The organism is Massilia sp. 9I, from assembly GCF_902506415.1.
Lineage (GTDB): Bacteria > Pseudomonadota > Gammaproteobacteria > Burkholderiales > Burkholderiaceae_D > Telluria.
Genome location: NZ_LR733275.1, coordinates 651,538 through 665,033, shown reverse-complemented (window position 1 = coordinate 665,033; position 13,496 = coordinate 651,538). Strand labels below are relative to the sequence as shown.

General features: G+C 68.0%; 10 protein-coding genes and 1 riboswitch. Of the genes, 6 read left to right on the top strand and 4 right to left on the bottom strand.

From position 1 onward, the window contains the following. The first annotated feature begins 135 nt into the window (after positions 1–135). The 5 genes from GV068_RS02995 to GV068_RS02975 all read left to right on the top strand — a co-directional run bounded on the left by GV068_RS02995 (position 136) and on the right by GV068_RS02975 (position 5,504). Positions 136–1,065 carry a histone deacetylase family protein gene (locus GV068_RS02995; protein WP_159695932.1) on the top strand — a complete coding sequence of 310 codons (930 nt, stop codon included), beginning with the start codon at positions 136–138 and terminating at the stop codon, positions 1,063–1,065. 82 nt (positions 1,066–1,147) lie between these two features. Further along, entirely contained in the window at positions 1,148–2,032 is an 885-nt protein-coding gene (locus GV068_RS02990) for a hypothetical protein (protein ID WP_229463633.1), read from the top strand. Positions 2,033–2,161: 129 nt separating this feature from the next. Continuing rightward, complete coding sequence (locus GV068_RS02985; protein WP_373888400.1) at positions 2,162–3,037, top strand: hypothetical protein; 876 nt, start codon at positions 2,162–2,164, stop codon at positions 3,035–3,037. Beyond that, positions 3,027–4,250, top strand: a complete 1,224-nt coding sequence (locus GV068_RS02980; RefSeq protein ID WP_201303235.1) for a hypothetical protein — start codon at positions 3,027–3,029, stop codon at positions 4,248–4,250. The genes GV068_RS02985 and GV068_RS02980 overlap by 11 nt, the downstream gene beginning before the upstream one ends. Positions 4,251–4,271: 21 nt before the next feature. Further along, the gene (locus tag GV068_RS02975) at positions 4,272–5,504 is read left to right on the top strand and encodes a LanC-like protein (RefSeq protein WP_159695930.1); all 1,233 of its coding nucleotides are present in this window, start codon (positions 4,272–4,274) and stop codon (positions 5,502–5,504) included. Between the two features lie 18 nt (positions 5,505–5,522). Here the strand turns inward: GV068_RS02975 and GV068_RS02970 are convergent, their stop codons facing one another. Then, complete coding sequence (locus GV068_RS02970; RefSeq protein WP_159695929.1) at positions 5,523–7,619, bottom strand: MASE4 domain-containing protein; 2,097 nt, start codon at positions 7,617–7,619, stop codon at positions 5,523–5,525. Positions 7,620–8,008: 389 nt separating this feature from the next. On the opposite strand from GV068_RS02970, the gene ylqF reads away from it, so the two are divergent. Beyond that, a complete protein-coding gene (gene ylqF / locus GV068_RS02965) occupies positions 8,009–8,956 on the top strand; it encodes a ribosome biogenesis GTPase YlqF (RefSeq protein WP_159695928.1) in 948 nt (315 codons plus the stop codon). A 56-nt stretch (positions 8,957–9,012) separates the two neighbouring features. Here the strand turns inward: ylqF and GV068_RS02960 are convergent, their stop codons facing one another. Genes GV068_RS02960 through GV068_RS02950 form a run of 3 tightly spaced genes read right to left on the bottom strand, consistent with a single transcriptional unit; the run spans position 9,013 to position 12,991 of the window. Next, complete coding sequence (locus GV068_RS02960) at positions 9,013–9,813, bottom strand: class III extradiol ring-cleavage dioxygenase (protein WP_159695927.1); 801 nt, start codon at positions 9,811–9,813, stop codon at positions 9,013–9,015. Between the two features lie 50 nt (positions 9,814–9,863). Beyond that, positions 9,864–10,778: a hypothetical protein gene (locus GV068_RS02955; protein WP_159695926.1), complete on the bottom strand. Its 915-nt coding sequence runs from the start codon at positions 10,776–10,778 to the stop codon at positions 9,864–9,866. Further along, positions 10,775–12,991: a M1 family metallopeptidase gene (locus GV068_RS02950; protein WP_159695925.1), complete on the bottom strand. Its 2,217-nt coding sequence runs from the start codon at positions 12,989–12,991 to the stop codon at positions 10,775–10,777. The genes GV068_RS02955 and GV068_RS02950 overlap by 4 nt, the downstream gene beginning before the upstream one ends. A 124-nt stretch (positions 12,992–13,115) precedes the next feature. Then, positions 13,116–13,447: riboswitch (cobalamin riboswitch) on the top strand. Positions 13,448–13,496: the final 49 nt, after the last annotated feature.

The window sequence follows — 13,496 nt, the reverse complement described above, 5'->3', positions numbered from 1 at the left end:
CATCAGGCTCCCATGGTAGATTAGCGCCATTGGCAACCTTCATACTCCGTCGGCAACAAGCCTTGGGGTCGATTCTATGCGAGAACGGCCGCCAGGGTGTGCCATGGATGAGCAGGCACGGAGAACCAGCAAAGAATGAGCACAGCAATCTACAGCCACCCGGACTGCCTGCGGCACGAGATGGGCGACTGGCATCCCGAGTCGCCCGAGCGGCTACGGGCAATCGACGACCAACTGATCCTGGCGCGCCTCGACGGCCTGATCGAGCAGCGCAGCGCGCCGCTGGCCGACCTGGCCGACGTCCTGCGCAACCACACCCCGGGCGCGGTGGCGCTGGTGCGCGACAACGTACCGGCCGCCGGCGACTACTACCCGCTCGATGGCGACACCATCCTGTGCCACCACAGCTACCAGGCGGCGCTGCGCGCGGCCGGCGCGGCGGTGGCGGCGACCGACGCCGTGATCGCGGGCGAGGTCGACAACGCCTTCTGCTCGGTGCGCCCGCCGGGTCACCACGCGACGCCGACCGAGCCGATGGGTTTTTGCTTTTTCAATAATGTCGCGATCGCGGCGCGCCACGCGCTCGACGTGCACGGGCTGGAACGGGTGGCCATCGTCGACTTCGACGTCCACCACGGGAACGGCACCGCCGACGCCTTCCGCGACGACCCGCGGGTGCTGATGGTGAGCCTGTTCCAGCATCCCTTCTATCCATACTCCGACCCGGAGCCGATCACCGCCACCAGCGTCAACATCCCGGTGCCGGCCCTGACCGACGGCGAGGCGGTGCGCAAGCTGGTGCAGGAATACTGGCTGCCGGCGCTGCACGCCCACCAGCCGCAGATGATCTTCGTTTCGGCCGGCTTCGACGGCCACCGCGAGGACGACATGGGCGGCATCGGCCTGGTGGAAGCCGACTACGCCTGGATCACGCGCCAGGTGATGGCCGTCGCGCGCCAGTATGCGCGCGGGCGCATCGTCAGCTGCCTCGAAGGCGGCTATGCGCTGTCGGCGCTGGGGCGCAGCGTGGTGGCGCACCTGAAGGTGTTGGCCGAGCTGGAATAAAAAAACCGGCAGCCTCGGCACGGAACGCGGCGCGGCCCCGCGCATCTAAAGTCTCATTACTCATCCTTGACAGGAGACGACCGTGAGACCGATCCGCACCTTCATTGCGCTGTGCCTGCTCCTTGCTTCCGGCATGGCGGCCGCCGCCAACTACACGCTCTGGATCCACGGCCGCGCCGGCAGCGGCCCCGAGGGCGCGCCCGGCAACTACAAGGACTTCAGCTACTGGGGGCCGTCCCAGGTGCTTGCCGGGGTCAACAAGAAGGCCGTCAACTGGGATGGCCGCAGCAGCATCGCCTCGCAGAGCGGCCGCGTGCGCGACGCGCTGGACTGCTTCTGCACCGGCGACAACTGGTGCTACGTCGTCACCTACAGCGCCGGCGACCCGCTGCTGGGCTATACCCTGGCCAACTACGGCGGCAGTATCCGCTACAAGAAAACCGCGAGTCCGAACACCTCCGGCGCCTGCGGCAACAGCGGCGCCGGCACCCAGGCCGGCTGGAACATCAAGTGGGTGCGCGCCGCGGCCGGTGCGGCCGGCGGCACCGAGCTGTCGGACATCGGCGCCTGGACCACGTCCGAGCCGCTGGTGCAGGATCTCAAAACCTCCACCATGCGCGCCATGTACAACCACAACGTCACCCGCAACATCTGGTTCTACATGTATGCGGGCGCCCGCGGCACGCTGTATTCCTTTGCGCTGCCGGGCCAGGACGACGAAGTGGTGGCCTACCACAGCTCCGGCGGGGTGGCCGGCAGTTCCGGACGCTCGCTGTGCAATCCGGGCGACTGGTTCTGCGACGACCTGCGGCTCCGCACCGAGGCCAACCAGGGCGGCAGCGTCAAATGGAGCTACCACTCGGTGGCCTTCCGCGACGACGGCGAGGACTACGATCACTACGCGCGCGGCAACTGGGCCGGCATCGTCAGTGTGGTCCGCAGCGCGGTAGTCAGCACCGCGCACTAGGCGTGAGTACAGGGCGGAGCATGCTCACCACACTCCTGCGTGTGCGGTTTGACACGCCTGAATGTCAGGCGTAGTGTCGAACTCAGCCGTACATACGTGCGGCGCACAATAACCATCAAGGAGATGACAGTGAGAAGAATCCGCATTCTGTGTGCGCTGTGCCTGCTGCTGGTGACGGGCTGGGCGTCCGCCGCGAACTACACCCTCTGGATCAACGGCCGGACCGGCGGCGGGGCGATCGGCAACTACAACGACTTTACTTACTGGGGGCCGTCGTCGACGGCTGCCGGCGTCAACAAGAAGGCCGTCAACTGGGACGGCCGCAGCAGCATCGCCTCGCAGAGCGGCAAGGTGCGCGATGCCCTCGACTGCTTCTGCACCGGCAGCAACTGGTGCTACGTCGTGACCCACAGCGCGGGCGACCTGATGATGGGCTACACGCTGGCCAACTACGGCGGCTCGGCGCGCGTCAAGAAGAACGCCAGCCCGAATACCTCCGGCGTGTGCGGCAACAGCGACGGCAGCTCGCAGACCGGCTGGAACATCAAGTGGGTGAGGGCGGCCTCAGGCGCGGGCGGCGGCTCGGAACTGTCGGATGCCGGTTCCTGGACCACCTCCGAACCGCTGGTGCAGGATTTGAAAACCTCCACCGCGCGCGCCATGTACAACCACAACACCACGCGCAACCTGTGGTTCTACATGTACGCGGCCGCCAAGGGCACCGCCTATTCCGGCATCCTGCCGGGCCAGGACGACGAGGCCGTGGCCTACCACAGCACCGGCGGCGTGGCCGGCAGTGCCGGTGGTTCCTACTGTAACCCGAGCGACTGGTTCTGCAACGACCTGACGCTCGGCACCGCGGCCAACGAGGGCGGCAGCGTCAAGTGGGGCTACCACTCGGTGGTCTTCCGTGACGACAGCGAAGCCTACAACCACTACGCCAACGGTAACTGGGGCGGGATCGTGGGCGTGGTGCGCAGCGCGGTGGTGGGCAGTGCCCTCTAGGGCGCACAAGGCGCTGCTGGGGGCAGGCGTGGCGCTGTGCGTCGCGCTCGGCCTCTGGCTCGGGCGCGGCGAGCGTGAAACCGCGAGCGCCGCTCCCACACCAACACCGACCTCCGGCCCGCAGTTCTTCGGCCAGGTTGCCGCCGGCGGCGGCCCGGCCGTGCCCAGCGAGCGCGCCGAACGGCGCCGCCAGCTGCTCGAGAACGTCCAGCTGACCGACCACACCTATTGCAGTTACCGCGAAGGCAGCAAGTACCCGATGGAGTCGCGTCCGGCGGCGCAGAACCCGGACCAGATGCAGCCGAACCAGACCGTGGCCGAGATGAACCCGATGCGGGTCGAAGGCGGCGGCACCAATACCAACGTATTCCTGCAGACCTCGCAGTCGCGCGTCTACCTGGCCGCGGGCGAAAACGTGGCCTTCTCGCTGCGCGCGGTAAGCAGCCAGGGCGAGACCGTGCCGCTGGTGATCACGCGCGCGGTCGCGCAGGGCATGACTTATGGCGGCAGCCGCCCGACCCCGCAGGTAGCGCTGCCCTTCGCCGACGACGGCGGCGGCGCCGATCCGGTGGCCGGTGACAACGCCTTCGCCGGCGTTCTGGCGCCGAACCAGACCGGCCTGGCGGGTTTTCACGGCACCATCCGGACCGAGGTGCACTACACCGCGGGCGGGCGCAACGGCTTCGTCCTGTTCGATGTGATCTACACCCCGGTGCTGCCGGCCAGCTGGACCGGCCAGGTGCGCGAAGGGCTGGAGAACGGCTCGCTTAACTTCTACCTCGGCCTCGACGTGCGCCAGCCGGGCCGCTACGTGATCACGGGCCGCGTCGACGACGCGCGCGGCAAGCCCTTCGCCATCGCTACCTTCAACGACGTGCTCGGCGTGGGTGCGCGCGACGTGAAGCTAACGGTGTTCGGCAAGCTGCTGACCGACGAGTCGCCCGCGCTGCCCCTGCGCCTGCGCGACGTCGACGGCTACCTGCTGCGCGAGAACGTCGACCCGGACCGGCTGCTGGTGCCGCGCCTGGAAGGAAGGGTGTTTACCAGCCGCACCCAGAACCTGAAGGGCGTGTCGGACGCCGAATGGGAGAGCGAAGAGCGCCAGCGCTACCTGGCCGAATACGCCAAGGACCGCGATGCTGCGCGCGAGCAGCTGGCCGCGTTCGACCCGGCTGAACCCCTGCCGCCGAGCGCTTGCGTCCCCGCGCGCTGAGAGTGTGCGACACTCGCGCACATGTCAGCCACCTTGTACGATCCCCAGCGCCACGAGGCCCTGCAGGCGCACCCCTGGAACGAAGCGCAGGCGCGCGCTGCGATCCGCGCCATCGTGGCGCAGGCGGAAAGCCACTGGCGCGGTGCGCGCTACTGGCCGGTCCATCCGCTCGACCGTGAGGGCGACGACCCGGACCCGGTCGAAACGCCGCTTTACCACGGCGCCGCCGGCGTGATTTGGGCGCTGCACTACCTGCAGGACTGCGGCGCTGCCACCCTGACGCGCGACTACCTGGGAGGATGGCGCGAACTGCTCGCCGCCAACCGGACCTGGCTCGCCGCGAATGCGCCGGGCGAGCAGAGCTCGTGGCTGATGGGCGACACGCCGATCCTGATGATGGCGCCGGAACGCAGTCCCGAGCTGGCGGACGCGCTGGAGCGGCTGATCGCCGGCAATCGTAATCATCCCGCGCGGGAACTGATGTGGGGCGCACCGGGCACCCTGCTTGCCGCGCTGTTCCTCCACCAGCAAACCGGCGAGGAGCGTTGGGCCGCGCTGTTCAGGACCAGTGCGCAGGCGCTGTGGCAGCAGCTTGAACGGTCGGAACTGCACGGCTGCGCCTACTGGACCCAGGACCTGTACGGCCGCAGCAGCACCTACCTCGATGCGGTCCACGGCTTCGTGGCGACGGCGGGGCCCTTGATCAAGGGCCGGCGCCTGCTCGATCCAGCGGCCTGGCGCGGGTGGCGGGACTGCATCGCCAACACAGTGCGCCGCACGGTCCAGCGCGTGGGAGAGCAGGTGAACTGGCACCCGCAGCTGGACGGAACGGAACGGGAAAACGCCAAGAAGCTGCTGCAGTTCTGTCATGGTGCGCCGGGTTTCGTCATCAGCCTGGCCGATTTCCCCGGTGACGAACTCGACGAGCTGCTGCGTGCGGCGGGAGAGACGACCTGGGCGGCAGGTCCCTTGAACAAGGGCTCGAACCTATGCCATGGCACCGCGGGTAACGGCTACGCCTTCCTGGTGCTGTACCGGCGCACGGGCGACGTGGTCTGGCTCGAACGCGCCCGCGCCTTTGCCATGCATGCGTTGGCGCAGTCCGATGACGCTGCCCGCGCGCATGGGCAGGGGCGCTATTCGCTGTGGACCGGCGACCTTGGGCTGGGGATCTACCTGTGGGATTGCATCCACGCCCAGGCGCGCTTTCCGACCCTGGATGTCTTCTTTTCTGGGGCGCCGCGGGCGCCTTGAGCATCCGGCCCGCGCGGCTCAGGCCTGGACCAGGCTGCCTGTCGGTGCTCCGCTCGCGGCGAGGACCGCGCGCACGGCATGGGCGAGTTCGTCGCGGCCATAAGGCTTGCTCAGCAGGCTGACGCCTTCGTCCAGCTTGCCGTCGTGGATGACTGCGTCTTCGCTGTAGCCCGAAGTGAACAGCACCCGGATCGCCGGGTGTGCGACGCGCGCCAGTCCGGCCAGCTGCGTGCTGCTGGTTGCGCCCGGCATGATCACGTCGGTGAACAGCAAGTCGATCCGCGCGTGCTGTCCGAGGACGGCACGCGCCTCGTCGGCGCTGGCGGCCTTCAGGATGCAGTAGCCGAGACCGGACAGCATCGCAGCGACGTTCTCGCGGATCTCGTGTTCGTCTTCCACCACGAGTACGGTTTCACTCCCGCCGCGCACCGCACCGTCGTGCGCCGGTTTCTTGTCGACGGCGGATTCGGGCGTGCGCGGCAACAGGATGACGATGGTCGCTCCCCGACCGGGTTCGCTCTCGATCTCGATCTGGCCGCCACTCTGCTTGACGAAGCCGTACACCATGCTCAGGCCGAGTCCCGTGCCCTTGCCGACCTCCTTGGTCGAGAAGAAGGGCTCGAAGGCGCGCTGCCTGACCTCGGGACTCATGCCGCAGCCGGTGTCGGCGAAGGCGAGGCGCACCGCCTCGCCCTCTGGCAGGGAATGGTTGCTGACCTCGATCGCAAGGCGGCCCGCGCCCGGCATGGCATCGCTGGCGTTGAGCGTCAGGTTGAGGATGGCGTTTTCCAGCTGTTGCGGGTCGACGATCACGTTCCAGGCGTCGGCGGCGATCCGCAGGTCGATCTCGATGCGCTCACCGACGGCGCGCTTGAGCAGCACGTCCATATTGGACAGCACCTGCGCCAGGCTGGTCGGCGCGGGCTGCAGCGGCAACTTGCGCGCGAAGGACAGCAGTTGCGAGGACAGACGGGCGCCGCGCCGCACGGCGTCCTGGGCCGATGCGCAGCGAGGCAGTATCTTGTCGTTCCCCGCCGCGACCAGTTTGATCAAGTCGAGGTTGCCGTTGATGATGTGCAGGACGTTGTTGAAGTCGTGCGCCACGCCGCCGGTGAGCTTGCCGATCGCTTCCAGCTTCTGGGCGTGCAGCAGTGCATCGCGCGCTTCTTCGAGCGAACGCGTGCGTTCGGCCACCACCGCTTCCAGGTGCAGCTGGTGGCGTTCGAGTTCGAGCTTGGCATTTGCCAGTTGGCCGGCGTTCAGGGCGGCGTTCAGGTAAACCCGGTTCACCTCCTTCATGTACAGCGCCAGCATCACCAGCGCCGCCACCAGGGCATTGATGCGGCCCACGTACCAGCCGACCGACAGGCGCGAGCCGCCCGCCATCGTAATCGCATTGTCGAAGGCGAGGGCGACCATGGCTACGCCGAGCCATGCGCTGATCGGCGTCGCGAAGCGGGTCGCACGCCACAGCAGGAAGAGGGCAAGCATGATGATCGCCTGGATCAGTGGCGCATAGCCGGTGCTTGTGATACGGCTGAAGTCGCCCGCGCTGTCCATCGGCGGCAGCGCGTCATGGAACAGGGTCACCGCGGCCAGCGTGATGCCCAGCGCGGCGCAGGTGAGCGCAGCGCAGCGCAGGAATCCGGCGCCGGCATCCGCCACTACCGCGCCCGGTGCGCGCAGCTCGGCGAGCGCGTACGCGAACAGCATCCCGGTGGCCCCGATGTGCCAGAAGAACCAGAGCCAGATCGTCGTCTGGGCGCCGCCGAGCAGGCGGGTATCGGCGACGAAGGCGTTGGGAAGCGACAGGAACTGGGCGCTCAGGACCCCGGCCGTGTAGATGCAGCCTCCCCACAACCACAGCATCGAGCGGATCCGGGTCTGCCTGAAATACCCGTAAATCAGGTAAGCGGCGACGAGGTAGGCGCCGATCAGGGCAGTCTGGTAGCTGGGCACGAAGGCCGGCACGTTCGGCCATTTGTCGGCCGCGAAAGGCATCAGGCAGGCCGTGAGGATCCCGATCACTGCAGCGGCGAAGATGGCCTGGCGCTGGAAAGGGGCGAGGGCGGGCTGTGCGTGGTTCGCCCGGAGACCGTCGAAACTGGTTTGCAAAGTGTGTCCCCGGGGCAGGTTTGAGCGATCCACGAGGATACCATGATTTTACAATATTTCATTAGCGCAACTATCGGACGCTGAACGGTTCGTGCAGTTCAGATCGGCAGCAGCGGGAAGCGGCCGACAAGGCAGGCGACAGCGATCAGCCCGCAGAGCGTGCCGACCGCGATCCAGCGTGGCAGCGAGGTCTTGGGAAGGTGGTGCATGAGGTTCTCCGAATGGCGGCTCGCGAGGGCGAAAACCTCATTGTTGTTCCCCTGCCGCATCGATGCGTTGCAGCGGGTCAATAGACTTGCTTGGGAAAGTGTTGTTTCCTCGCCCGTTTCTTGCCAAGCCAGGTGGCAGCGTAAAATAGCGCCCTGATCGAAGATTAAGAGAGCATAAGCATGTCCATTCAATGGTTCCCGGGGCACATGAACGCGGCCAAGAAGGAAGCCGCCGAGCAGATGGAGAACACCGACCTGGTGATCGAAGTCCTCGACGCCCGCCTGCCCGAGGCCAGCTGCAACCCGCTGGTGGAGGAGCTGCGCAAGTTCCGCCAGCGTCCCTGCCTGAAAATCCTGAACAAGATCGACTTGGCCGACCCGGTAGCCACCGCGGCCTGGAAGGCCTTCTACGATGCGCAGGAAGGCGTGACCGCCTACCCGATGACGACCAAGAAGCCGGCCGACGTGGCGCGCATCCCGGACATCTGCCAGTCGCTGGCGCCGCACCGCGGCGTGCCGACCAAGCCGCTGCGCATCATGATCATGGGGATTCCAAACGTCGGCAAATCGACCCTGATGAACGCGCTGCTGAAAAAACGCGTGGCCAAGGTGGGCGACGAGCCGGCCGTGACCAAGACCCAGCAGAAGCTCTACCTCGGCAAGCACATCGTGCTGGTCGACACCCCGGGCATGCTGTGGCCGAAGATCGCCATGGCGAGCGATGGCCTGATGCTGGCCGCCAGCCACGCGGTGGGTTCGAACGCGCTGATCGAAGAAGAAGTGGCGGAGTTCCTAGCGACTCTGCTGCTGGAGCGTTATCCGCAGCTGCTCACGGCGCGCTACGGCTTCAAGACCGAAGGCCTGGACGGCATCGCCGTGATCGAGAACGTGGCCCAGCGCCGCGGTTTCCGCGTGCGCGGCGGCGAATTCGACTACGAGAAGGCGGCGCACGTGCTGCTGCACGACTACCGCACCGGCGCGCTGGGACGTATCAGCCTCGAGACGCCGGAGACCCGCGCCGCGGCGCTGGCGCGTCACGCGGCCGAAGTGGCGGAGAAGGCGCGCATCGCCGAAGAGAAGGCGGCGCTGAAGGCGGAAGAAGCCATGCGCGGCAAGCGCGGGACCTAAACCCGGAACCTTGTCGCGGTTGTAGCGTGGGCGGATTTCCCGCCCACGCGTTCAAATTACGCAGCCCCAAATCGGAAGCTGGATACCGTCAGCGACCCGAAGAAATCGTCCTCGTGATACACGCACGCCGCCGGCTCCTGTTCGGCGGCGCCGTGCACCACCATCAGCGGCAGCAGGTGCTCTTCGCGCGGATGCGCCGCCCGCGCCGCCGGCGCCGTCTCCCAGCGTAGCAAGGCCGCCGTGCGCTCGCGCGACTCGAGCGCCATCGTCTCCTGCAGCCAGCCGTCGAAGGCCTTCGAGGCCGCAGCGCCGGCCGGGCCGAACTGGCGCAGGTTGTGGAAGGACAGCCCGCTGCCCAGGATCAGCACGCCCTCATCGCGCAGCGGCGCCAGCGCGCGCCCGGCCTCAATGTGGGCTAGCGGGTCGAGGTCGCGCCGCAGCGACAGCTGCACCACCGGCATGTTCGCCTCCGGATAGACCGGATACAGCATCGAAAACGTCCCGTGGTCGAAGCCGCGCGCCGGATCGAGTCCGGCCGGGTGGCCGCCGGCGCCAAGCAGGGCGGCGACGCGTTCGGCCAGCGCCGGGTTGCCCGGCGCCGGGTACTGGATCCGGTAGGTATGGGGCGGGAAGCCGCCGTAGTCGTAGATCATGCCAGGCGCGGTCCCGGACGAGACCATGAAGCCGGGCGTCTCCCAGTGGCTGCTCACGACCAGCACCGAACGTACCGCATCGCCGTGCGCCTGGCGGATGGCGGCCAGCGAGGCTTCGAGCTTGGCATAAGCAGAACCGACCTGGTCCTTCATCCACGGCCACGGACCGCCGCCGTGCGAAACGAAATAGGTGGGAAGGCGCATGGGTACTCCGTCGGTGCAGGTGAAGCACCCATGGTAGCCGATTGATGGAATCAGCGTGCGCGGGCGCCCCGCGCCACTTCCATCAGCGCGAACAGGCGTGCGCAGCGCATCCAGGCAAGCGCCAGCACCGCCAGCTGGGTCAGCAGCAGGCCGCCGAAGAAGCTGCCCGCGCCCAGCGCCGGGACGTTCAGGCGCGCCACCGCCAGCAGGGCCGCCAGCGCCAGTCCGGCCAGCGTGATGCCGAAATACACCCCGAAAGCCGCCAGCGGCCGGCGCGTCAGGACCCGCAGGCCGTCGGCCCAGGCCAGCACCGCCGACTTGCGGCGACGGTCGAGCGCCAGTACGGCGCGGCCGGCGTCGAGTGTGGCATGGGCCAGCAGCAGGAACAGACCGGCCACCAGGGTGGCGCCGAGGGCGGCATTGTCGGCCGAGGACGCGAGCGCCGTGGTGGCGGCATGGTTGTCTGCCGCCCCGGCGGCGAAACTGCCGACCAGGCCCGCCAGGCCGAGCGGCACGATGGCCCACAGCAGCATGCGCAGCAGACGCCCGTATTCGTGCGCGCCGCCGGCTGCCAGCGCTGCGAAGCCGAGCGGCGCCGGGGCGCGCGCCGCGCTGATGGCGGCGCCGGTCAGGAGCGGCGACAACAGCAGGGTCATCACCAGGGCCACCAGGCCGCCGCCGGCCAGCGCCGAGGCGTGCTGGCCATGCAGGCTGATGAGGTCGGCGATGGCCACCAGGTCGAGGCGCTGGGCCAGGCTTGGGGCCTGCACCGTGCGGTCGAATGCGGCGCCCAGCATGGTCCATACCGGCAGCGCGGCGACCAGGGTGGGCAGCAGCAGGGCCACCAGCCACAGCAGCATCAAGCGCCATTGCAGGGCAGGGCGCAGCGCAGGCAGGAGTCCCGGGCGGCTTGCGGGGCCGGAGGCGTGCACCGTTTGCGGTGCGAGGGTAGCAGTGGTCGTCATACGGTGGCGATGAAGGACAGGAGATATTGGATGAGGGCCGCGGCGTCGCTGCCCCAGCGGGTCGAAGCGCTGCGATTTGGTTCGATGGTGCGGCTGTCGTCGAGCTTGTTGAGGTCGAGGTAGTGCTTGCGCTGCGGGTCCAGCTCGGCCGATACGGCGCGCGCCGGCTTGACCCAGCTGAAGCTGCGCCATTTTTCGTCCGCCGAAGCGGCGTTCCACGCCACGGTCTCGCTGCTGCCGTCGGCGAAGCGCACCACCAGGGTCTGCGGCACCCTGGCGCCGTCGCGGCGCACGGTCACCTCGGTGCGCCAGGGGAAGGGGCCTGCGCCTTTCTTGGCGTTCGGGTTGGCCTTCTTCCAGTCCGCGCGCTGCTTGGCGATGCGCTCGTCGACCTCCGACTGGGTTGCTTCGATCCGCTCGCCTTTTACGTCGCGCGTGCCGGCCAGCGGCAGTTCTTCCTCGCTCGTCAGGCGGAACAGCTTGTCGTCGACCTTGGCCACGGCATACACCTGCTGGGCGAACACCTCCTCGACGGCGGCGCGTTCGCCGCTGCCGTCGGCCAGGGCCTCGCGCAGGTCGGCGATGCTCGGGTGGCGGAACTTCCAGCGGCGGTAGTATTCCTTGAAGCCGCGCTCCATGGCTTCGCTGCCGATGCGCTGTTCCAGGTCGCGCATCACGGTGGCGGTACGCACGTAGACCGGGCCGATGCCCTGCAGGCGCTGCCAGGCGTTCTGGCCGGGCGCATCGGCCGGGCGCTCGCGCGGCGCCGCCAGGCGGCTGAAGTCGAAGGCGTTGAATCCGGGGTCGATGCCGATCCGCTTCAGGAAGCCTGGCGCCGGATACACCGCTTGGGCGCGCCCCTGCATCATGCGGGCTTCCCAGAAGGCGGTCAGGCCTTCGTCGAGCATCGGCTCTTCGAACTCGTTGCTGGCCAGGATGCCGTAGAAGTAGCCATGCCCGAACTCGTGGATCGTCACTGCGTCGAGCTCGAATTCCGGCAGCGATTTCGGCGGCACCTCGGCATAGCCGGAGGCGGTGACGAAGGTCGGGTATTCCATGCCGCCCGCTTCCTGCGCGTTGTAGGGCGGGATCACCACCGTGAGCGTGCGGTAGGGGTAGGGGCCGAGATTGCGCGAGAAGTAGGCCAGCGAATCCTTGGCCGCCTTCATCGCGGGCCGCGCGCTCGCTTCGAACTCGGGCGGGTAGAGTACCTGCACTGTCACGTTCGGGCTGCCCGGACCGGTCCAGGTCTCGACCAGCGGCCGGGCGCTGCGCTTGTCGGCGGTCCAGGCGAAATCGTGCACGTCGTGCTGCACGTAGCGGTGCGTGAGCATGCCGTTCTTCTCGACCGGCTTGCCCTGCAGTTCGCCGGTGGCGCCGACGGTATAGGCCTTCGGCACCGTGAGGCTCACGTCATAGCTGCCGAAGTCGGCGTAGAACTCGGACTCCATGTGGAATTCGTGCGCGTTCCAGCGCGGCGCGGTCGCGCCACGTTCGCCCGGCAGTTCCAGCACTGCGATCTTCGGGAACCATTGGGCCACCAGGTGGAAGCTGTCGTAGTAGCCGGTGCGCGCGATCACGCGCGGCAGCTGGGCGGTGAAGGCCATGTCGAGCGTCGTGCTGGCTCCCGGCGCCACCGCTGCGGGCAGGTCGAGGCGCGCCACCGTGTGGTCGGTGGCCGGTCCCCCGTCGGGCTGGACGAAGCGCCACGGCACCGCGGCGCCACCCTGCTTGACGCTGCGCAGGGCGATGTGGCCCCATTCGCCGTCGCCGGTGCCGACCCCGCTCCGGAATCCCTCGCCGCGCCGGCGCTGCTCGGTGAAGAAGGTGCTGCCTTCGCCTTCGAAGGCGTTCATGTAGAGGTGCACGTAGACGCTGCGTACCGGGACCGCGCTGCGGTTGCGCCAGGTGAGCTGTTGCTGCCCGCTCAGCGCGTGCTTGACCGGATCGAGGGTGGCTTCGATGCGATAGCTCACCACGCGGTCGGACAGCGTCGGCTGGTCGCCGCCGCGGATGCCGCCCCATGCCTCGGCACTGCTGGGCAGCGTCACGGCGGCGGCGTCGGGCGCCGCCAGGGCGATGCCGTCCAGCGAAGGGGTGGCGGCGGGCGGCGGCGCATCCGCCTGGGCGAACCAGGCCGCGCCGGCGCCGGCCGCAAGCAATGCCGCAACGAGCAGCGCGCGCAGGCGCTGCCGGCTTCCGTGAATCCTCATGCAAGACTCCCTGTCGATGTTGTTCTGGTATGAACCCGACTATATCGAGAAGCTTTACAAATTTCCAAGCTTTTGGGATAGAAGCACGGATTTGGCGACTGAATCCCCAAAAAGCTTGTCAGGTTATAATCTCGCCCGTTCTGGTGCCCGCGCATGGCTTCTGCTCATGCGCAGTTAAACGGGAAACACGAGGCCAAGGCGCTACGCGCCCGCGCCAAGATGTGCTGCCCCCGCAACGGTCAACAAGCGCCGCCCGCGCCTGACAGGACCCCCATGGCTGCGTTGCATTCGTCTCGCCGTACTTACGTACTGTCTTCGACGATGCGCCTTGCCCTGGGGGTCCTGTCAGGCGCGGATGTGGCAGGCTGCTCCGATAACCACTGTGCGATCACGCGCAGGAAGGTGGGGCGGTCAGTCTTGCGAGCCCGGATACCGGCCAGACAGGTGGAAGCGCCCGCGCTTCCGTTGAACTCCGGCGTGCGGGGACGCAGGCCGGTGCCATTAC